The sequence below is a fragment of the Dyella sp. CR10 genome, from assembly GCF_055814425.1.
Window position 1 is genome coordinate 3,822,394 of sequence record NZ_CP185986.1, and the last position, 19,030, is coordinate 3,841,423.

13 protein-coding genes and 1 riboswitch are annotated in these 19,030 nt (G+C 66.8%); of the genes, 8 read left to right on the forward strand and 5 right to left on the reverse strand.

All coding sequences use genetic code 11. The features are described from left to right. The first annotated feature begins 20 nt into the window (after nucleotides 1-20). Complete coding sequence (gene dusB, locus ACNR9O_RS17250; protein WP_473686578.1) at nucleotides 21-1,007, forward strand: tRNA dihydrouridine synthase DusB; 987 nt, start codon at nucleotides 21-23, stop codon at nucleotides 1,005-1,007. An 88-nt stretch (nucleotides 1,008-1,095) separates the two neighbouring features. Then, nucleotides 1,096-1,926, forward strand: coding sequence for a class I SAM-dependent methyltransferase (locus ACNR9O_RS17255; protein WP_473686576.1), 831 nt, complete (start codon nucleotides 1,096-1,098; stop codon nucleotides 1,924-1,926). Nucleotides 1,927-1,947: 21 nt separating this feature from the next. On the opposite strand, the gene ACNR9O_RS17260 is transcribed toward ACNR9O_RS17255, so the two are convergent. Continuing rightward, complete coding sequence (locus ACNR9O_RS17260) at nucleotides 1,948-2,682, reverse strand: SGNH/GDSL hydrolase family protein (protein WP_473686574.1); 735 nt, start codon at nucleotides 2,680-2,682, stop codon at nucleotides 1,948-1,950. Between the two features lie 140 nt (nucleotides 2,683-2,822). Next, the gene (locus ACNR9O_RS17265) at nucleotides 2,823-4,715 is read right to left on the reverse strand and encodes a S53 family peptidase (protein WP_473686572.1); all 1,893 of its coding nucleotides are present in this window, start codon (nucleotides 4,713-4,715) and stop codon (nucleotides 2,823-2,825) included. Nucleotides 4,716-5,328: 613 nt separating this feature from the next. Here ACNR9O_RS17265 and metK point away from each other — a divergent pair. Both metK and ACNR9O_RS17275 read left to right on the forward strand, forming a co-directional pair. Further along, entirely contained in the window at nucleotides 5,329-6,528 is a 1,200-nt protein-coding gene (gene metK / locus ACNR9O_RS17270; protein WP_473686570.1) for a methionine adenosyltransferase, read from the forward strand. An 87-nt stretch (nucleotides 6,529-6,615) separates the two neighbouring features. Then, nucleotides 6,616-8,484 carry an ATP-binding cassette domain-containing protein gene (locus tag ACNR9O_RS17275; protein ID WP_473686568.1) on the forward strand — a complete coding sequence of 623 codons (1,869 nt, stop codon included), beginning with the start codon at nucleotides 6,616-6,618 and terminating at the stop codon, nucleotides 8,482-8,484. A 196-nt stretch (nucleotides 8,485-8,680) separates the two neighbouring features. Here the strand turns inward: ACNR9O_RS17275 and ACNR9O_RS17280 are convergent, their stop codons facing one another. The 3 genes from ACNR9O_RS17280 to ACNR9O_RS17290 form a co-directional block, all read right to left on the reverse strand. Then, nucleotides 8,681-9,292, reverse strand: a complete 612-nt coding sequence (locus tag ACNR9O_RS17280; protein WP_473686566.1) for a TIGR00645 family protein — start codon at nucleotides 9,290-9,292, stop codon at nucleotides 8,681-8,683. A 67-nt stretch (nucleotides 9,293-9,359) separates the two neighbouring features. Further along, nucleotides 9,360-12,074 carry a phosphoenolpyruvate carboxylase gene (gene ppc / locus ACNR9O_RS17285; RefSeq protein ID WP_473686564.1) on the reverse strand — a complete coding sequence of 905 codons (2,715 nt, stop codon included), beginning with the start codon at nucleotides 12,072-12,074 and terminating at the stop codon, nucleotides 9,360-9,362. 139 nt (nucleotides 12,075-12,213) lie between these two features. Then, entirely contained in the window at nucleotides 12,214-14,709 is a 2,496-nt protein-coding gene (locus tag ACNR9O_RS17290; RefSeq protein WP_473686562.1) for a S9 family peptidase, read from the reverse strand. 146 nt (nucleotides 14,710-14,855) lie between these two features. Further along, nucleotides 14,856-14,966: riboswitch (S-adenosyl-L-homocysteine riboswitch) on the forward strand. 43 nt (nucleotides 14,967-15,009) lie between these two features. On the opposite strand from ACNR9O_RS17290, the gene ahcY reads away from it, so the two are divergent. The 4 genes from ahcY (at nucleotide 15,010) to ACNR9O_RS17310 (ending at nucleotide 19,020) form a co-directional block, all read left to right on the forward strand. Then, a complete protein-coding gene (gene ahcY / locus ACNR9O_RS17295) occupies nucleotides 15,010-16,443 on the forward strand; it encodes an adenosylhomocysteinase (protein ID WP_473686560.1) in 1,434 nt (477 codons plus the stop codon). Nucleotides 16,444-16,584: 141 nt separating this feature from the next. After that, complete coding sequence (gene metF, locus ACNR9O_RS17300; RefSeq protein WP_473686558.1) at nucleotides 16,585-17,412, forward strand: methylenetetrahydrofolate reductase [NAD(P)H]; 828 nt, start codon at nucleotides 16,585-16,587, stop codon at nucleotides 17,410-17,412. 29 nt (nucleotides 17,413-17,441) lie between these two features. After that, complete coding sequence (locus ACNR9O_RS17305) at nucleotides 17,442-18,029, forward strand: DUF4124 domain-containing protein (protein WP_473686556.1); 588 nt, start codon at nucleotides 17,442-17,444, stop codon at nucleotides 18,027-18,029. A gap of 73 nt (nucleotides 18,030-18,102) precedes the next feature. Then, nucleotides 18,103-19,020 carry a branched-chain amino acid transaminase gene (locus tag ACNR9O_RS17310; RefSeq protein ID WP_473686554.1) on the forward strand — a complete coding sequence of 306 codons (918 nt, stop codon included), beginning with the start codon at nucleotides 18,103-18,105 and terminating at the stop codon, nucleotides 19,018-19,020. The last annotated feature ends 10 nt before the right edge of the window (nucleotides 19,021-19,030 follow it).

The window sequence follows — 19,030 nt, forward strand, 5'->3', positions numbered from 1 at the left end:
CTCCCGGCTAAAATGGCCGGATGCAGATCGGCCCCTATCGCATCGACCCGCCCGTGGTGCTCGCGCCCATGGCGGGGGTCACCGACAAGCCCTTCCGCCTGCTGTGCAAACGGCTGGGCGCGGGCCTGGCCGTGTCCGAGATGACCACCGCCGATCCTCGGCTGTGGCAGACGCGCAAGTCGCTGCGCCGCATGGACCATGCCGGCGAACCCGAACCGGTGAGCGTGCAGATTGCCGGCTACGACCCGGCCATGCTGGCCGAGGCGGCGCGCTACAACGCCGACCACGGCGCGCAGATCATCGACATCAACATGGGCTGCCCCGCCAAGAAGGTCTGCAACGTATGGGCCGGCTCCGCGCTGCTGCAGGACGAGCCGCTGGTGGCGCGCATCGTCAAGGCCGTGGTCGATGCGGTGGATATTCCGGTGACATTGAAGATCCGCACAGGCTGGGACCGCCAGAACAAGAACGCCCTGGCCATCGCGCGCATCGCCGAAGACGCCGGCATCGCCGCACTGGCCGTGCACGGCCGCACCCGCGCCGACAAGTACGAAGGCCACGCCGAGTACGAAACGATCGCCGCGGTCAAACACGCCGTGCGTATCCCGGTGCTCGCCAACGGCGACGTCACCTCGCCCGAGCACGCCAGGCACGTGCTGGACGCAACCGCTGCCGACGCAGTGATGATCGGCCGCGGCGCGCAAGGCCGCCCATGGATCTTCCGCGAAGTCGCCCACTATCTCGCCACCGGCGAACGCCTGCCCGAACCGGGCCCCGCGGAAGTGGCCGCGATCCTGCTGGCGCACCTGGAGCATCTGTACGCCTTCTACGGCGAGCAGTCCGGCGTGCGGATCGCGCGCAAGCACCTGGGGTGGTACGCCAAGGATCGCCCGGAGAACGCCGCCTTCCGCGAGGTGGTGAACCGAGCCGAGAGCGCGCAGGACCAGCTGCGGCTGACACGCGATTACTTCCAGGCGCTGGCCAGCGGCCTGGAACTCGCCGCCTGACACGCGCAACGCTCCGTCCGACGGCCGATTGAGAGCGTCACGGACGCGGCCTAAGCTGTCCCTCCCGCTCCGATGCGAAGGCCGCCTCATGGCCACCGATCCTTCCGGCGATTTTCCCTACATCCATGGCTTCTCACCCACCGAGCAGGCACGCCTGATACGCCAGGCGCGGATGTTCGAAACCAGCCTGTTCAGCCATGTGGATTTCAGCGACGCCACGCGCCTGCTCGAAGTCGGCAGCGGTGTGGGCGCGCAGACCGAAATCCTGCTGCGCCGCTTCCCGCAACTGCACGTGACTGGCGTAGACCGCTCCGAAGCCCAGCTGGCCGCGGCCGAGCGCAATCTCGGCGCCACCGCCTGGTGCACCTCGCGCTACGAGCTCAGGCAAGCCGACGCCACCGATTTGCCTTTCGGCGAACGCAGCTTCGACGCGGCCTACCTGTGCTGGGTGCTCGAGCACATGCCCAGCCCGGCACGCGTGCTGAGCGAAGTGCGCCGCGTGTTGAGCCCCGGCGCGACGATCTACGTCACCGAAGTGCTCAACGCCTCGTTCTTTCTCGATCCCTACTCGCCACACCTGTTGCGCTACTGGATGGCCTTCAACGACTACCAGTACGACTCCGGCGGAGACCCGTTCATAGGCGCGAAGCTCGGCAACCTGCTGCTGGCCGGTGGTTATCACGATGTGCAGACCGAGGTGAAAAGCTTCCATCTGGACAATCGCCAGCCGGGCCGGCGCAAGCACATGATCGAGTTCTGGGAGGAATTGCTGCTGTCCGCGGCCGAGCCGCTGCTGGCCGGCGGCAAGGTGGACGACGCGACCGTTGCCGGCATGCGCAAGGAACTGCAGGCCGTGCGCAACGACCCGAACGCGGTGTTCTTCTTTGCCTTCGTGCAGGCGCGCGCCAGCGTGTACTGAGCAATCCGCGCCTGCCCGGCGTCAGGGCGCGGCGGTCGCGGGCTGCTTTACCGGAAAACCGCATGAGGCCAGTACGGGCTTCAGCGCCTTGATCCACAGCGCATAGCCGGCCGGCAGCATGTGCAGGCCATCGTCGCGGAACAGCTCCGCGCGCGGCTTGCCCTGCGCATCGAGCATGAGTGGCGCGATATCGACGAAACGTATGCCACGCTGCGTCGCCGCCCAATCGCGGATCAATCCGTTCGCCTCGCTCATCACTGGCCACAGTGACCAGCGCGCCACGCTGGGCTTGATCGAGATGTACACGACCGGCACCTCGGGCAGATCCTTGCGCACGCGCGTCACGAAAGCCTTGAAGTCATCCGCCACCTGCGCGGCCGAATGCCCCTCGTATACGTCGTTGTCGCCGGCGTACATCACGATCAGGCGCGGGTGATACGGCGTGACGATGCGATCGGCGTAGTAAGTGCTGTCTTCGATAGCGGAACCACCGAAGCCGCGGTTGATCACCGGTACGCCGGGGAAATCCTCAGCCAGTGAATGCCAGTAATTGATCGAGGAGCTGCCGATGAACAGCACCCCATGCTGCGGCGGCGGATGAGCCTGGTCCTGCGCGGCGAAAGCATCCATCGCCTCGCGCCACTCCGATGGACCGCTCTCTTTCGCTGCCACGGCGGTCGTCGCCACCAGCAGCAACCACATCAGCACGCCTGTCGCACGGCCACCTGCGCTATGGAACCATCGCACTGTCGTCACCTCGTCGGCTCTTTGGACTCTCCGATCGATTATGCCCCGATGTCATGACCAGATCGCATGAGGCCAGACAACTGGCTTGCAACGCTCTCGACAGGTGGCAGCGAGCGCCTCTTTCGAGGAGGCGCTCGCACCCGGGATGCCTATTGCCCCCAGTACTTCGTCACGTAATCGTTGAACTTGCCGATGTCGAGGCTGCCCCAGCCGGAGCAAGTGTTCCAGCCTGGCACCGGACAGAGGTAATTGAATGCTCCCTCCGCCGGGTCATTGAAATCATGCAGCGGTCCGCGATCCAACGCGAAGTTCGCATACATCTGCGGTGTCGGCAGGCCCAACGCATTGCCGTGTGCCGATTCGACGCGCGCGAACAGCCCGGTGAAAACCGCTGTCGCCAGCTCGGTGCCGTTGAACAAGTGGTGCTCCACGCCACCCACGATGATGCGTGCCCCATTGGTCGGACCGGCAGGTGTGTCGCCGCTCGGCCAGTCACCGGGAATGGCCATGTGCGCATCGAACGCCAGGTCCGGCACATAGCGCTGGTTCGTCGGCAGCTGGACGGGCTGATTGGGCGTGGGCCTGACGGTGAGCGCCTGTGCCACCTGCCAAGGCGGCACCGGCTCGTGCAGGCTGTAACCGCCATTGGCGTACCAGTAAACCATTGCCAGCACCCCGGGATCGTTGTTCGTGGACAACTCGGACCACAGTGTCTCGCCGCTCCACTGCTTGCCGGCGTTCGTACTCACCTGCGAACCACCGATGGCCACGACATAGGGTGACGTCGCCGGCTCCGGCGGCATCTGGTACACGTTGGTGATCTGCCAGCCACCGTCGCTCTTTTCGCCGATCGGTGCGACGAACACCTGCCCCTGCGCCTGCGCCGCCATGAAGATCGCATCGTCCTGTTGCTGTGCGCCGGTCAGATAGGCGATGGGCTCCCACACCTGCCAGGAGCTCTGGATGATCTTCGCCGTGTCGTCCGCCACTGCGCGGTTGTAGGCCCAGGTCAGATCGGCCGTGGTCGGCGCGCTGCCGCGGTTGGGCATCGCGTAGAAACTCAGACCAGCCAGTCCGCCGGCGGCACCGACGATCGTCTGGCTTTCGTCATGCGCACTGCCCTCGCCCAGCGGTCCGGTGTCGGTGGGAATGATCGTGGTGGGCACGGCAGGCAATTGGTGATTTGCGACGAAAGTATTGAGATCGCTGATGGTCTGACTCATGTCACCCTGCGCGATGATCGCCACCAAGGTACGGGTGCCGGGGCCGACGCTGCCGGCGTTGTAGATCGTGGCGTAGTCCACCGGGCTATAGCCATTACCGGAAACCGGTGTCGACGGCGGCAACAGGGGAGCGTGATATTTACTGCCGGCTCCTCCAAGCGCCGCATTCGGCAATCCCTGCACGACATCCACGATGTCGCCGAGGATGGCAGGCACCTGGACGGGACCCGCCGTGCCGTAGCCGGTCGAAGCTCCCATCGTCCATTGCACCATCGGCACATTGAACGCCTTGCTGGCCTGGCCCGCGGTAGCGTCCGCGGCGATCAGCAACCGGTTCGGCGCCACCTGGATATGCGTGAAGCCGTTCTTCAAAAGATAGGCAGCGACCGCCAAGGCCTGCGCCGGCGTGGGCGCGTAGGTTTCCTGGAATTGCGAACGGCTCAGGTACTGCCCGTAGACCGCAGTGCCGGGCTGTACCACGTCACGCAGGAAGTCCTGCAACTGCGGCAGATGGCGAAACTTCAGCGAGATCGTCAGATGAAGCGGCGTGCCCGGATCGAGCGGCACCAGCGTGCCAGGATCCACGCAATCGGGAATCGAACCGCCGTAGAAGGCGTTGCCGTAGAACGAGCTGTTCAACGCCCAGAATGTGCTGCCGGCATAGTCGCAGCCGTTCCCTGGTGGAGGAATCACCGACTGTGGCGTGGTGGTCGACACCCAGCTCCCGTCGGCTCGAGCAGGCAGCGACGCAAGCGACAAGCCCAGCGCGACAGGCAAGAGAGCGAAACGGAAAGCGCGCGTACGCATCGAAAGAGACATGGCGAACTCCGTGGCTAGAGGTCGAGCGCGGGTCTCATGCAAGGACCCAAGCGCCTCCGCACATCGAATCGCCAAACGGGGATCGCGATGCGCGGCCTGATGGCCCGGCTTCCCCCTGTTCGCGGTGGGCGAGTCTATGCCCCCGACTTCGCGTTTTCCTGCGTGGCGCGCAGAAAAATGCAGGGCGCCGCGGAATCTGTGATCGGCATCGTGAAGGTCGCATGCCCGGCGAAGACGCTCGCCTGCACTGCCGCGCCCCACGGCATTTGGACGTCTGAATGAGCCTGCTTGCGCGCGCATCGATGTGTCGCGGCTCGCGCTCGGGCGGGCAAGGGACCCGTCGGCTCGGCATGGCCGTGGATCACGACCGGCCTGGCCGACCGCCGCCATCGCGGCCGCCCTGGGACCTGTCTGAGCTATTCTTCGCCACTTTCAGGCTCCGCCAGGCGGGCCGGAAGGACGCCCGTAACGGCCTCCTGGCCGTCCAAACGGCTGAATCGGCACGAAATCGTCACCTGCCGGGGTCATGCTGTAGCTGCAAAACCGGGGACGGGCATGTATCATGCCGCACCCTCTTTCATCTCTCTATCCGTAAGGAAGGATATAACCCGCGATGAGCAACTTCCTCTTCACCTCCGAATCGGTTTCCGAAGGCCATCCGGACAAGGTCGCCGACCAGATCTCCGATGCCGTCCTCGACGCCATCCTGGCCCAGGACCCGCGCGCGCGCGTGGCCTGCGAGACCCTGGTGAAGACCGGCGTGGCCATCGTGGCCGGCGAGATCACCACCAGCGCCTGGATCGACCTGGAAGCGCTCACCCGCAAGGTGATCGTGGACATCGGCTATGACTCCTCCGAGGTCGGCTTCGACGGCGAGACCTGCGGCGTGCTCAACCTGATCGGCAAGCAGTCCCCCGACATCAACCAGGGCGTGGACCGCAAGAAGCCGGAAGAACAGGGCGCTGGCGACCAGGGCCTGATGTTCGGCTACGCCACCAACGAGACCAAGGACTTCATGCCGGCGGCGATCTACTACTCGCACCGCCTGGTCGAGCAGCAGGCCAAGGTCCGCAAGAAGAAGAACTCGCCGCTGCCCTGGCTGCGCCCGGACGCCAAGAGCCAGGTCACCCTGCGCTACGAAGACGGCGTGGCGACCGCGATCGACGCCGTGGTGCTGTCGACCCAGCACGATCCGGACGTCAAGCAGAAGGACCTGGTCGAGGCCGTGCGCGAGCACATCCTCAAGCCCGTGCTGCCGGCCAAGCTGCTGCACAAGGGCACCAAGTTCCACATCAACCCGACCGGCAAGTTCGTGATCGGCGGCCCGGTGGGCGACTGCGGCCTGACCGGCCGCAAGATCATCGTCGACACCTACGGCGGCTGGGCCCGCCACGGCGGCGGCGCGTTCTCGGGCAAGGATCCGTCCAAGGTGGACCGCTCGGCCGCCTATGCGGCGCGCTACGTGGCCAAGAACATCGTGGCCGCCGGCATCGCCGACCGCTGCGAGGTGCAGGTCTCCTACGCCATCGGCGTGGCCGAGCCGACCTCGATCTCGGTGACCACCTTCGGCACCGGCAAGATCAGCGACGAGAAGATCGAGAAGCTCATCCGCAAGCATTTCGACCTGCGTCCGTACGGCATCATCAAGATGCTGGACCTGATCCACCCGATGTACCAGCAGACCGCCAGTTACGGTCACTTCGGCCGCACCCCGTACGAAGTGAAGGGTCCGGACGGCAAGACCTACACCGCCTTCTCCTGGGAGAAGACGGACAAGGCCGAGGCGCTGCGCGCCGACGCCAAGCTGAAGTAAGCGGATCGACGCATCCGCACCGTAAAACGGGCCGCGCAAGCGGCCCGTTTTCGTTTGGCCGGCCCGCGCAGCGGCTACAATGCGCACATGTCCCTGATCCAGCTCCAGCGCGTCGACTTCAGCGTCGGCGGCCCTCTCCTGCTCGAACACGTCGATCTGTCGATCGAGACTAACGAGCGCGTGTGCATCGTCGGTCGCAACGGCGAAGGCAAATCCACCCTGCTCAAGCTCATCGCCGGCGACCTGAAACCGGACGACGGCGAAGTGCGCGTCCAGGCCGGCACGGTCATCGCTCGCATGGCGCAGGAGGTGCCGCAGGACACCGCCGGCAGCGTGTTCGACGTGGTCGCCGCCGGCCTGGGCGATCTCGGCCAGCTGCTGGCCCGCTACCACCACCTGCTGGCCGAGCACGACCTCGACGCCCTCGGCGAGGTGCAGTCGCAGATCGAAGCGCGCCACGGCTGGGATCTGGACCGCCGCGTCGAAGAGGTCCTGGTAAGGCTGGAGCTGCCGGCCGATACCGATTTCGCCGCCCTCTCCGGCGGCATGAAGCGCCGCGTGCTGCTGGCCCAGGCGCTGGTGCGCAAGCCGGACGTGCTGCTGCTGGACGAGCCGACCAACCATCTGGACATCGAGGCGATCGGCTGGCTGGAGGGTTTCCTCAAGTCCTTCGCCGGCAGCATCGTGTTCATCACCCACGATCGCTCCTTTCTGCGCGCGCTCGCCACCCGCATCGTCGAGATCGATCGCGGCCAGCTGACCAGCTGGCCCGGCGACTACGACAACTATCTGCGCCGCCGCGAGGAGCGCCTGCACGCCGAAGCGCAGGCCAATGCGCTGTTCGACAAGAAGCTGGCGCAGGAAGAAGTGTGGATCCGCCAGGGCATCAAGGCCCGGCGCACCCGCAACGAAGGCCGCGTGCGCGCGCTCAAGGCGTTGCGCCGCGAGCGCGCCGAGCGGCGCGAGCTGGGCGGCAACGCGAAGATCACGCTGGCCAATGCGCAGGCCTCGGGCAAGAAGGTGATCGAGACGCGCCACGTGCACCAGGCCTATGGCGGGCGTGTGCTGATCGACGATCTCGATACGGTCATCATGCGCGGCGACCGCGTGGGCATCATCGGCCCCAACGGGGCCGGCAAGAGCACGCTGCTGAAAATCCTGCTCGGCGAACTGAAGCCGCAGCGCGGCGAGGTGGTCCTCGGCACCGGCCTGCAGATCGCCTACTTCGACCAGCACCGCAGCCAGCTCAACGACGCGCTCAACGCACTGGACAACGTCGCCGAAGGCCGCGAATACATCGAGCTCAACGGCCAGCGCAAGCACATCATCGGCTACCTGCAGGACTTCCTGTTCTCGCCCGAGCGCGCCCGCGCGCCGATCACCCGGCTGTCCGGCGGCGAACGCAACCGCCTGCTGCTGGCCAAGCTGTTCGCGCAGCCGTCCAACCTGCTGGTGATGGACGAACCGACCAACGATCTCGACGTGGAGACGCTGGAACTGCTGGAAGAACTGCTCACCGAGTACCAGGGCACCCTGCTGCTGGTCTCGCACGATCGCGAGTTCCTCGACAACGTGGTCAGCAGCACGCTGGTGCTGGAAGGCAATGGCAAGGTCGGTGACTACGTCGGCGGCTACAGCGACTGGCTGCGGCAGCGGCCGTCAACGCGCGTCGCGGAACCGGCGGCAGCTCCGGCGAAGCCCGTCGAGGCGCCACGCGCGGCGGAGCCCGAGAAGGCGAAACGCAAGCTCAGCTACAAGGACCAGCGCGAGCTGGAACAGCTGCCGGCGCGCATCGAGCAGCTGGAATCGGAGATCGCCGAGCGTTCCGCCGCCATGAACGATCCTGCGTTCTTCCAGCAGGACAACGCCGCGATCCAGCGCTACAACGACGCGCTGGCGAAGGCGCAGGCGGAGCTGGATGGCGCTTACGCGCGCTGGACCGAACTGGAAGGATAAACACCTTTCAACGTGGGACTCTTCTCCCCTCCGGGGAGAAGATGGCGGCAGCCAGATGAGGGGCGGGTGTTGGAGAAAGCGGCGCCAGCGCCGGCATCTGACTTTCGGTCTTCATCGAGCCATGGCCATCCGCGCTCCGTAGGAGCCCCTCACCCCACCCTCTCCCCGGAGGAGAAGAGGGAGCCAGGCGCTTGCCTCAGTGGTGCTCGTCTTTCTTGCCGTTCTGCATCAAACGGTCCGTGTACGCGATACCGATCGCCGACACGATGAACACCAGGTGGATGATGGTCTGCCACATCACGCCCACCGGCGTGAGCGTGGCGCACTTGAGCACGTTGCCGGGGCCGTTCTCGGCAATGCTCGCCAGCACTTCCGCCGAGCAGAACGGCAAGCCGCCCAGCGAGCCGGCCGCGATGAAGGTCTTCAGCAGATGGATCGACGAGATGCCGATGATCGCCATGGCCAGCTTGACCTTCAGCACCGAGGCGTTCACGTGTGACAACCACTCGGGCTGGTCGGGGTGGTCTTCCAGGCGCAGGCGCGACACGAAGGTCTCGTAGCCGCCGACGATCACCATCACCAGCAGGTTGGAGATCATCACCACGTCGATCAGGCCCAGCACGATCAACATGATCTCCTGCTCGCCCAGCGACGGCGCTTCGTGGATCAGGTGCCACAGCTCCTTGCCGAACAGGAACACGTAGACGCATTGCGCCACGATCAGGCCCAGGTACAGCGGCAGCTGCAGCCAGCGGGAGCCGAAGATCAACAGGGGCAAGGGGCCGAGGCGGCGGGGGGAAGGCTGCATAAAGTCGATTCGTTCGTGGTTGAAAAGTCACGAGCCTAGCGATTACGCAAGATTTTGCGCAAGCGCCTCAACCCGTATTCTGCAGACCCTGCGACACCCCGTTCACGCAGGCCACCAGAGCGCGCAACAACGCGTCGTCCTCGCTGCCGCCGGCGCGCCAGCGCCGCAGCAAGTCCACCTGCAACAGGCTCATCGGATCGACATACGGATTGCGCAGGCGGATCGACACCGCCAGCTTCGGCGCATCGCGCAGCAACTCATCGCTGCCCTTCAGGCGCAGCAACCAGCGCGTGGTGCGCTCGAATTCCTCGCGGATCAGCGCGAAGAACGGTTCGTGCAGCTCCCCGGCCAGGCGCGAAAACGCCTCGGCGATGTCCAGGTCGCTTTTGGCCAGCACCATCTCCACGTCGTCCAGCATGTTGGCGAAGAACGGCCAGTCGCGCGCCATCTCCGCCAACGCTGCCTCGCCGAACTCTTCCGCGCCCCGTTCCAGCGCGGTACCCAGGCCATACCAGCCGGTGATGATCGAGCGGCATTGCGTCCAGGCGAACACCCAGGGAATCGCACGCAGGTCTTGCACGCCGCGCATGCTGCGCCGGCGCGACGGGCGCGAACCGAGCGTCATGCGCTCGATGACGTCGATCGGCGTGGCGCTGCGGAAGTAGTCGATGAAGCCGTCGCGATCGACGAACGCGCGATAGGTCTGGCGGCTGGTGGCCGCGAGGCGGCCCATCCGTTCGCGCCACAGCTCTTCGCGCGCCTCTGTCTCGCGCGGGCGCAGGCTGGCGCGCAGCACGGCGCCGACGGTCTGCTCCAGATTGCGCAGCGCCAGCGCGCGAATGCCGTATTTGCGGTGAATCACCTCGCCCTGCTCGGTCACGCGCAGTACGCCGGCGACCGAACCGCGCGGCGAAGACATCAGCGCCGGCGCGATGCGCGCGCCGCCGCGGCTGGCCGATCCGCCGCGGCCATGGAAGAACGACAGCCGCACACCGGCCGCCTTCGCCACGTCCAGCAGCTCCACCTGCGCGCGCTGAAGCCCCCAGCGCGACGCCAGCGTGCCGCCATCCTTGCCGCTGTCCGAATAGCCCAGCATCACCCACTGGCGGCCGCCGCGCGCCTCCAGATGCGTGCGATAGACGGGATCGGCGAACAGCGCGCGCAGCGTCGCAGGCGCATTCGCGAGATCGTCGACCGTCTCGAACAGCGGCGCGATGTCCAGCGGTACGCAGGAGGCCTCGTCCTGCACTAGGCCCCCGTGCCGCGCCAGCGCCAGCACCGCCAGCACGTCCGCCGCCGAGCGCGCCATGCTGATGATGTACAGGCCCACGGCGTCGCTGCCGTAGCGCTTGCGTGCGTCGCGCAACGTGGCGAACACCGCCTGCAGCGATTGCGCACCGGCATCGTCACAGGCGGCGAAGGCTTGCTCGCCGCTGGCGTAAGGCTGCAGCGCCGCCGCGCGTGCCGCCGCGTCCCGCTCCGGCCAATCGCTCTGGCCGAGCAGCGCGGCCAGGGCATCGTCGTGTACGCGCGAGTCCTGCCGTACGTCGAGGCGGGCCATATGGAAGCCGAACGTGCGCACGCGCCAGATCGCGCGCTGCACGGCGTAGGCACCTGCGTGCAAGCCGCGGTGGTCGATCAGGCTGTCGGCGATCAGTTGCAGGTCGGCGAGCAGGTCCTGCGGCGATGCATAGGCCTCCGGATGACTGTCATCGTGAGTGGCCTGCAGACGCGCCTGGACCACCGTGAGGAAGCTGCGATACGGCATGTCCGCATGGCGCGGGCGCACCTGCGCGGCCGCCCCGGGAAAGCGCTCGCGGTACTGAGCCAGCCGCTGCTCCAGTCGTTCGTCCGTGGCCACGCGACCCTCGGTCTGGCTGAGCAGGCGCGCCAGTCCGGCAATGTCCTCGATGTAATGCTCCAGCACGTGCGCGCGCTGGGTGGCGAGGCTGGTGGCGATGGTATCGGCACCCACGTTGGGGTTGCCGTCCATGTCGCCGCCGACCCAGGTGGCGAAGGACAGCAGGCGCGGCAGGGCCACGGCGACGCCATAGACCTCCTGCAATGCGTCGGCCAGCGATTCGTACAGCGCCGGCACGATGCGGTAGATCGGATTGGCCAGGTAGAAGCCGACGTGATGATGCTCGTCCTGCACGCTGGGACGCACCGGCGACGCCTCCGCGGTCTGCCATGCGGACGACAGCGCCATGAAGATGCGGTCTTCGTCTTCCTTGCGCTCCTGCGGCGTGCGGCTGGGATCGAAGTTGTCGATCAGGGCGCGCACGATCGCCTGTTCCTTCTCCAGCAGCGAACGGCGCATCGCCTCGGTGGGATGGGCAGTGAACACCGGCTCCACGCGCAGGCGCGCCAGCCATTCCAGCAGCTCGCCCGCGCCAACGCCCTGCGCCTTCAGGCCGGCCAGCGCATCGAGCAGCGAATCGGGCTGGGGCGCGCGATTCTCGCGCTGGTAATCGCGGCGACGGCGAATGCGGTGCACCCGCTCGGCGATGTTGACCGCCTGGAAATAGGTCGCGAAGGCGCGCGCCAGCGCTTCGGCATGTGTGGTGTCGAGCCCGGTCAGGAGTTCCGCCAGCGGCGCCAGGGACGCGCCCTCGTGGCGGCGCGCGATGGCGGCCGTGCGCACGCGCTCGACCTCATCCAGAAAGGCCGGCGAGACCTGCTCGGCCAGCATGTTGCCGACCAGGGTGCCGAGCCGGCGGACATCCTCGCGCAGGGGCGCATCGTGCGGGGCGAACTCAGGACTGCGCTGCTGCTGGGTCATCGGAGCCATGTTTTGCGGATGTCTGGACGGCCAAGACTACCCGAAGATTCCGATGGATGATGCACTGCCGCATGAGCTCGCAACGGTTGCTTCTGAAACGAAGCGGGGTGCTCCGGCGCCCCGCTTCGTCTTGCTCATCTCAGGGTGCCGCTGCCTTGGCGGGCGTCGCCTTCGGTGCTTTCAGATATCGCTCCAGCCAGTCGTTCGATTCCGCCAGCATCTGCATGATCGACTCGCGCGCGCGGTAGGCATGCGCCTCGTTGGGCAGCATCACCAGCCGGGCGGTGCCGCCCAATCCCTTCACTGCCGCGTACAGGCGCTCGCTCTGGATCGGGAAGGTGCCGGAGTTGTTGTCCTGCTCGCCATGGATCAGCAGCAGCGCATCCTTGATGTGGTCGGCGTAATTGAACGGCGACATCGCGTTGTAGACGTCCTGCGCCTGCCAGTAGTTGCGCTCCTCGGACTGGAAACCGAACGGCGTGAGCGTGCGGTTGTAGGCGCCGCTGCGCGCGATGCCGGCCTTGAACAGGCGCGTGTGGGCGAGCAGGTTGGCGGTCATGAAGGCGCCGTAGGAATGGCCGCCCACCGCGATGCGCTCGCGATCGGCCACGCCGCGGCGCACGACTTCATCCACCGCCGCCTCGGCACTGGCCACCAGCTGCGGGATGTAGGTGTCGTTGGGCTCCTTGCTGCCCTCGCCGACGATCGGCACGGAGAAATTCTCCAGCACCGTGTAGCCCATCGCCAGGAACGCCTGCGGGCCCCAATAGCTGATGCGATTGAAGCGGTACGGGGAATCGGTCACCTGGCCTGCCGCATCAGCCGATTTGAATTCGGCCGGATAGGCCCACATCAGCATCGGGCGCGGACCATCCTTCTTCGGGTCGTAGTGCGGCGGCAGGTACAGCGTCGCGGTCAGTTCCACGCCGTCCTTGCGCTTGTAGCGGATCTGCTCTTTCTTCGCGTCCTTCAGCTGCGGCGTGGGATGCGGGAAATGCGTGAGCGCGCGCGGCGACGTGGCGGACGTCAGGTCACGCACGTAGAAGTTCGGCGGGTCGGTCGGCGTCTCGCGCGAAGTCAACGCGCGCCCGCCTTCGGCATCCAGCAGCACCTGCGGCGCCTCGTAGTACGGCGCCTGCGAGTGGAACAGCCGCTCGCTGCGGCCGCTGTCGAGGTCGACCCGGTCGACGAACGGTCGGTCGCCTTCCGGCGAAGCGCCCTTGCCGAGGCGATAAATGCTGTGTCCGTCGACGGCGAGCAGCAGACGCGACTGGCCACGCTCGTCCTCTTGCGTCGCCGGCACGCCCGGGTCCTTGTAGCGGTCTTCCGAGGAACCTTCGCGCACTAGTTTCGGCGCCTGCTCCGGGTGGTCCGGCGCCACGCGCCATTCCTTCACCTGGCGGGTCTTCCACCAGAACTCGTCGATCAGCGCCAGCTCGCCATTGCCCCAGTAGGCGCCGCGGTAGCGGCTGGAAAGCCGGGCCAACGTGACGGGCGCCTGCTCGAACGGCGCCGCCTGCATCTTCACCAGGTCGCGTACCTCGGCTGGCCGCGCGGGATCGCCGCCGTCCTGCGCTTCGGCCCACACCAGCGTCGCAGGCGCATCGGCACGCCAGTCAATGTCGCGCACGCCAGTCGGCACGGCATCGTTGCCGGTGGGCAGGCCCTCCATCAGCGGTAATTGCGCGATCTCCTTGACCCGCTTGCCGTCCAGATCCAGCACCTCGATGCGGCGCGGGAAATTCTCCACCGGCACCAGATAGGAGAACGGACGCTCGATGCGCTGGCGCAGCAGATACCGGCCATCCGGCGAAGGTTCCAGCGCGAGGGTGAGCGCAGGCTCGCCGAGCCTGCTCACCTTGCCATCCAGATCTAGCAGCGCGGCCTGCGTGCGCAGGTAGTGCTCGAACACGCGCGCGTCGTCCTCGTTGCGCAGCAGGTCCTGGTAGGTACGGATCGCCTTCACGCCGCCGCCCGTACGGGTCTCCTGCGTGTTGGGTCCGGCGGGAATGCCATTGGCCGCCGGCACCGCGCCCTGCCCTTCCGGCCGCAGCTGCACCAGCAGGCGCTTGCCGTCGGGCATCCAGCGGTAGCCGCGGCCAGCCACCGTGTTGAGCGGCAGCTCAGTGAGCTTGTGCGCCTGGCGCGTGGCGATATCGACCATCCACAGCTCGTTGCGGCCGGACGCCGCATCCACCTGGTTGAAGGCGAGATGGCGCTGATCGGGGGACCAGCTGGTAGTGGCGATCGACAGCGACGCGGGCAGTCCCTGGAAACGGATCTCCTTGCAGCTGGCCACATCGATCAGCCACAGGTCGCTGCCGAAGGCGAAGCGGCTCTGTGCATAGGTGCGCGGGTTGATGCGCAGGCCGGCCAGCTTCAGCTCCGGCTGCGCCACCACATCGATGCCGGGCAGCGCGGGCGTCTGGATCAGCGCCAGCAGGTCGCGCCGCGGACTGATCGACAGCTGCGGCGGCCGCGGCGCATCCACCAGCGCCTGCAGCGGCGCCGGCGGCAGCCGGTAGCCGCTGGCCGATGCGGCGGCCGGGGCTTCCGGCGTGCGCGCGGATACCGCCATCGGCAGGGCGGCGAGAAGGAAGGCGACGAGAGCGAGACGCCGGAGCGGGGTATTCATGGCAGGAGAGCAGCCTCTGGCACGTAGCAACTTGCGACCATAGCCGCCCCGCCACGACCCGGCCTAGGCCATCCGTCACGGTCCGCGGCGACGGCGGCCACTGCCCTGACGAAACGCCAACGGGCCTGCCGCTATACTTGCCAGCTCCCGTCGAGGGGCGCTGCGACCGCGGCTGCATGGCCCGCACCACCCGGTGCGTCGTGCAGGTCCACGGCCAGGCTCGGCGGTCTTTCTCTGCAAAACGGCGCCCGGTCAACGATGCGGCAGTCATGCCGCACAAACTTCCGGAGCTAAGCACCAATGAACGCAGTCAGCAAAGAAGCCGCCGGCCAGGACTTCAAGGTCCGCGACATCGCCCTCGCCGAGCTGGGCCGCCGCCGCATCCGCATGGCGGAAGAGGAAATGCCCGGCCTGATGCAGATCCGCGCCCGCTACGCCAAGGAGCAGCCGCTCAAGGGCGTGCGCCTGTCCGGCTCGCTGCACATGACCAAGGAAACCGCGGTCCTGATTGAGACCCTGAGCGCCCTGGGCGCCTCGGTGCGCTGGGCCTCCTGCAACATCTTCTCCACCCAGGACGACTGTGCCGCGGCCATCGCCGCCGCCGGCATCCCGGTGTTCGCCTGGAAGGGCGAGACGCTGGAGGAGTACTGGGATTGCACGCTGGACATGCTCACCCACCCGGGCATGCAAGGCCCCGAGCTGATCGTCGACGACGGCGGCGACGCGACCTTGCTGATCCACAAGGGTCTGGACATGGAGAACGGCGACGACTGGGTCAACACGCCCAGCGGCAACCATGAGGAACAGGTCATCAAGGACCTGCTAAAGCGCACTGCCAAGGAGCGTCCCGGCTTCTGGAAGAAGGTCGCCGCGGACTGGAAGGGCGTCTCCGAAGAGACCACCACCGGCGTGCACCGCCTCTACCAGATGATGGAAGCCGGCAAGCTGCTGGTGCCGGCGATCAACGTCAACGACTCGGTCACCAAGAGCAAGTTCGACAACCTGTACGGCTGCCGCGAGTCGCTGGCCGACGGCATCAAGCGCGCCACCGACCTGATGGTCGCCGGCAAGGTGGCCGTGGTGTGCGGCTACGGCGACGTGGGCAAGGGCTGCGCGCATTCGCTGAAGGGCTTCGGCGCGCGCGTGATCGTCACCGAGATCGACCCGATCAACGCGCTGCAGGCGGCGATGGAAGGCTTCCAGGTCACCACCGTGGAAGACACGCTGGGCACCGCCGACATCTACGTCACCACCACCGGCAACAAGGACATCATCACGCTCGAGCACATGGCGGCGATGAAGAACAACGCCCTGGTGTGCAACATCGGCCACTTCGACAACGAGATCCAGATCGACCGCCTGAACGGCGCCAAGGACGTGTCGCGCGAAACCATCAAGCCGCAGGTCGACCGCTACACCTTCAGCAAGACGGGCAACAGCATCTACATGCTGGCCGAAGGCCGCCTGGTGAACCTCGGCTGCGCGCACGGCCATCCGAGCTTCGTGATGTCCAACAGCTTCTCCAACCAGACGCTGGCGCAGATCGACCTGTGGAAGAACAAGGACGTCTACGAGAAGACTGTCTACCGTCTGCCCAAGCAGCTGGACGAGGAAGTCGCCCGCCTGCACCTGGAACAGATCGGCGTGAAGCTGACCAAGCTGACCCCCGAGCAGGCCGCCTACATCGGCGTGCCGGTGGAAGGCCCGTACAAGCCGGACCATTACCGCTACTGAGCGGCCGGCGGATCGGAACGAAAGGCGCGCGGTGCGAACCGCGCGCTTTTTTTGTGCCCCCAGCTGATGTTTCATCCATATATCGCTTCATCGCGACCAAGAGATATATACTCCCCGACACCCTTCTCCGAGAGCCCAGTGATGCCGGCGATCAGCTTCGAATTCTTCCCGCCCAAGACCGAGGAACAGCGCGAACAGCTCGACCGCACCGCCCGCCTGCTGAAGCGCCGTGGCCCCGACTACGTCTCGGTCACCTTCGGCGCCGGCGGCTCGACCCTCAGCTATACCGGCGAGACCGTGGCCCGCCTGCATCGTGAGCACGGGCTGGACGTGGCGCCGCACCTTTCGTGCATGGGCGGCACCCGCGCCGAGATCGCCGAGCTGCTGGACGGCTACCGCGCCGCCGGTTACCGCCGCATCGTCGCGCTGCGCGGCGACCTGCCCTCGGGCATGGCATCGCCGGGCGACTTCCGCTACGCCGCGGAACTGGTCGCCTTCATCCGCAAGCACAGCGGCGACCACTTCCACGTCGAAGTGGCGGCCTATCCGGAAACGCATCCACAGGCCGACGACGCGCTGGCGGACCTGCGCCACTTCAAGGCCAAGGTCGAGGCCGGCGCCAATGGCGCCATCACCCAGTACTTCTTCAATGCCGACGCCTACTTCCGCTTCGTCGACGATGTGCGCCGGCTCGGTGTGGACGTACCGGTAGTGCCCGGCATCATGCCGATCTCCAACTTCAGCCAGCTCAAGCGCTTCTCCGACGCCTGCGGCGCCGAGATCCCGCGCTGGATCGCCAAGCGCATGCAGGCGCACGGCGACGATGCCGAATCGATCCGCGAACTGAGCGCCGACGTGGTGGCAGGGCTGTGCCGCCGTCTGCTGGAAGGCGGTGCGCCGGGGCTGCACTTCTACACGCTGAATCGCGCCAAGCCGACGCAGGCGGTGCTGGACCGGTTGGCAATCTGACCCTCGGCGCGCGGGTTATCCTGCGCGGCATGCGTCTACTGTGGCTTTCCGTGTTCCTGCTGTCCGCTCCGCTCTGGCTGTTTTCCGGCGCCGTCGCCGCACAAGCGGGCGTGCACCGCTGCATCGGCCCCGACGGCAACCCGCTGTTCACCGACCAGCCCTGCGCCGCCATGCAGGCGACACCCGTGCAGGCCGCGCCGAAATCGACCACGCCTGCCTCCCCGGCCGCCGTGGTGCCGCCAACCTTGTGCGCCGCCAACGTCGCCGAGCTGCGCGAGAGCGTCGCCGATGCCTTCGCCGCGCGCGATCCCAACCGGCTCGCCGGTCTGATGCTGTGGAACGGCTACGGCCGTAGCAACGCGGTGTCAGACATTCGCGCCCTCGGCACGCTGGTGAAATATCCGCTGCTGGACTTCGGTGGCGAGAACGCACAAGCCTCGCCGGATCCGGATGCCGCGCCGGCGCCGGGCTCGGACCCCGTCGACCATCCGCCCCCGGCCGCCGAACGCGAACTGGTGCTGCACACTGCCTCCAACGATGCCAGCGGCGCGCCGCGCGAAACCCGTTTCGCCATCGTGCGCCGCTCCGGTTGCCTGTGGTTGCGCAACGCCGAATAACGCTGCAAGCCGGTTGAAAGATGGTCGCGTCCGCCAGCGGGTATCATGGCGGCCATTTTTCCGGAGAACCGACATGGCGCAGCAGTATCCCGAATGGATCTGGCAGAACGGCCAGATCAAGCCTTGGCGCGAAGCCACTACGCATGTGATGTCGCATGCGCTGCACTACGGCTCGTCGGTGTTCGAAGGCATTCGCAGCTACGCCACGCCGGACGGCGCGGCGATCTTCCGCCTCACCGATCACCTCACGCGCCTGTACCAATCGGCCAAGATCTACGACATGGTCCTGCCCTATTCGCGCGACGAAATCGCCGCCGCCTGCCGCGACGTGATCAAGAAGAACGAGCTCGGCGCGGCCTATCTGCGCCCTGTCGCCTACCGCGGCCTCGGCGGCTTCGGCCTGTCGGCGGAAACGCCGATCGACGTGGCCGTGGCCGCGTGGCCGATGGGCCCGTACCTCGGTCCGGAAGCGCTGGAAAGCGGCATCGACGCCTGCGTGTCGAGCTGGCAGCGCTTCGCGCCGAACACGATTCCGGCCGGCGCGAAGGCGGGCGGCAATTACCTGTCCGGCCAGCTGATCGCGCGCGAAGCGCGTCGCCTCGGTTTCGGCGAAGGCATCGCGCTGGCTTCCACGGGTCTGCTCAGCGAAGGCGCGGGCGAGAACCTGTTCCTGGTGTTCGACGGCGTGCTGCACACCACGCCGGCCAGCGCCTCGATCCTCACCGGCATCACCCGCCACACGCTGATGACGCTGGCGCGCGAAGACGGTATCGAAGTGATCGAGCGCGACATCCCGCGCGAATACCTGTATCTCGCGGACGAACTGCTGATGTGCGGCACCGCCGCCGAGATCACGCCGATCCGTTCGGTGGACGGCAAGAAGATCGGCTCCGGCAAGGCGGGCCGCGTCACGCGTCGCCTGCAGGAACTGTTCTTCGGCCTGTTCAACGGCAAGACCAACGATCAGTGGGGCTGGCTGGAGCCGGTCTGACGTTTCCAGG

Bases quoted from the DNA above. Each gene is read 5' to 3' on its own strand.
- ACNR9O_RS17275 (WP_473686568.1), top strand. From the start codon at position 6,616: ATGTCCCTGATCCAGCTCCAGCGCGTCGACTTCAGCGTCGGCGGCCCT.
- metF (WP_473686558.1), top strand. From the start codon at position 16,585: ATGCCGGCGATCAGCTTCGAATTCTTCCCGCCCAAGACCGAGGAACAG.
- dusB (WP_473686578.1), top strand. From the start codon at position 21: ATGCAGATCGGCCCCTATCGCATCGACCCGCCCGTGGTGCTCGCGCCC.
- ppc (WP_473686564.1), bottom strand. From the start codon at position 12,074: ATGACCCAGCAGCAGCGCAGTCCTGAGTTCGCCCCGCACGATGCGCCC.
- ACNR9O_RS17265 (WP_473686572.1), bottom strand. From the start codon at position 4,715: ATGTCTCTTTCGATGCGTACGCGCGCTTTCCGTTTCGCTCTCTTGCCT.
- ACNR9O_RS17305 (WP_473686556.1), top strand. From the start codon at position 17,442: ATGCGTCTACTGTGGCTTTCCGTGTTCCTGCTGTCCGCTCCGCTCTGG.
- ACNR9O_RS17280 (WP_473686566.1), bottom strand. From the start codon at position 9,292: ATGCAGCCTTCCCCCCGCCGCCTCGGCCCCTTGCCCCTGTTGATCTTC.
- ahcY (WP_473686560.1), top strand. From the start codon at position 15,010: ATGAACGCAGTCAGCAAAGAAGCCGCCGGCCAGGACTTCAAGGTCCGC.
- ACNR9O_RS17310 (WP_473686554.1), top strand. From the start codon at position 18,103: ATGGCGCAGCAGTATCCCGAATGGATCTGGCAGAACGGCCAGATCAAG.
- ACNR9O_RS17290 (WP_473686562.1), bottom strand. From the start codon at position 14,709: ATGAATACCCCGCTCCGGCGTCTCGCTCTCGTCGCCTTCCTTCTCGCC.
- ACNR9O_RS17255 (WP_473686576.1), top strand. From the start codon at position 1,096: ATGGCCACCGATCCTTCCGGCGATTTTCCCTACATCCATGGCTTCTCA.
- metK (WP_473686570.1), top strand. From the start codon at position 5,329: ATGAGCAACTTCCTCTTCACCTCCGAATCGGTTTCCGAAGGCCATCCG.